We start from the raw sequence: 1,643 nt of genomic DNA, 5'->3' as shown, positions 1-1,643 counted from the left end.
GCTGTAGCTGTAGCCAAGTTGTATACAATTCCTTTGTTGATATCATCCTGAGTGATCGTATGCGAAGCAATAAACGTAGTTGCATCAGTTACTCCAGGAGCTAAAGTTGCAATTGGTCCACCAGTTACCAATGCATTGTTATCTGTTACTGTTACGTTAGTCAAAGTAACATTTCCAGTATTGGTAATTACAAATTTGTATGACACTACATCACCAATGTTTGTTTTTCCATCTTGGTTTGTATCTACATAAGTTCCGTCTTTAGTAATTGAGATACCCGGATTTTGAGGTATTTCAGTAATTGTACAATTTGTACACTCAGGATCTTTAGGGCAAGTTGTACAAGGCGTAGGATCAGTAGAGCTATCAGTTACAGGAATGTTCTCATTGTCGCTTGCATTTGCTAAGGCTAAATTATAATAATATCCTTTGTTGATATCATCCTGAGTGATAGCATGCGAAGCAGTAAATGTAGTATTATCAGAAGCACCTGCTATAAAAGAAGTAATTGGACCTCCCATAACAATGGCTTTGTTATCAGTTACGGTTACATTAGTTAATGTCACATTACCAATATTTTTTACAGTAAAGTCATAACGAATATTGTCTCCAATATTTACTTTACCATCATTGTTGGTGTCTTCATAGAAAGCATCTTTAAGAATTTCGATTCCAGATTCAGTTACAAAATAGCTATAGTTTGCTGTACATCCATTTTTGTCTTTTATTTCGACACTATATTGGCCTTTTGCCAAAGATGAAATATCTTCAGTTATAGCACCATTTGACCAAGAGTAAGTATAAGGAGAAGTACCACCTTGTACAGTAATATTTATTGAACCATTATTACATCCTACACAATTATTATTGTTAATGATAATTGCGGTAGCACTAATTGCTGCATTAGGTTGTTCAATTATCACCTGAGCGGTGGCAGTACAATTTTGACCGTTATTTCCACCAGGAGCAGTTGCTGTTAAAGTATAAGTTCCAGCTGCTAATCCAGTGTTGCTTACTACTTGGTTTTGGGCATTGGTAATTACAACAATTGAACCAGCACTATTAGTTACCGCAATCGAACCATCGGCTTGTCCAAAACAGGAAGCATTGGTAGCAATTCCGCTAACCGAAACCGCAATTTCAGGTTGGCTAATAACTACCTGAGCGGTCGCAGTACAGTTTTGACCATTATTTCCACCCGGAGCAGTTGCTGTTAAAGTATAAGTTCCTGCTGGCAATCCGGTATTACTTACGACCTGATTTTGAGCATTGGTAATCACCACTATTGATCCAGCGCTATTAGTTACCGCAATCGAACCATCGGCTTGTCCAAAGCAGGAAGCATTGGTAGCGATTCCGCTAACGGAAACAGCAATGGCAGGCTGGCTAATAACTACCTGAGCAGTAGCGGTACAGTTTTGATTATTGTTTCCACCCGGAGCGGTAGCAGTTAAAGTATAAGTTCCCGCTGGCAATCCGGTATTGCTTACTACTTGGTTTTGAGCATTGGTAATTACCACAGTTGATCCAGCACTACTAGTTACTGCAATCGAACCATCGGCTTGTCCCTGTCCCTTATACACATATGACGCTGCCGACGAATAGAAAGGTTAGAATACCGGTGTGCCCCCGTTCCATTTAAA

Annotated in this window: 1 protein-coding gene; it reads right to left on the bottom strand. The window is 39.3% G+C overall.

Annotated features, from left to right (window positions below; genetic code table 11):
* A partial coding sequence (locus FEM21_RS15250; protein ID WP_035662285.1) for a DUF7507 domain-containing protein occupies positions 1–1,583 on the bottom strand: 1,583 nt, incomplete at its 3' end.
* Positions 1,584–1,643 lie beyond the last annotated feature (60 nt).

This window comes from Flavobacterium seoulense, from assembly GCF_000695795.1.
Classification (GTDB): domain Bacteria; phylum Bacteroidota; class Bacteroidia; order Flavobacteriales; family Flavobacteriaceae; genus Flavobacterium; species Flavobacterium seoulense.
The sequence above is the reverse complement of the archived record's forward strand: the minus strand, read 5'-3'. Positions and strand labels throughout refer to the sequence as shown.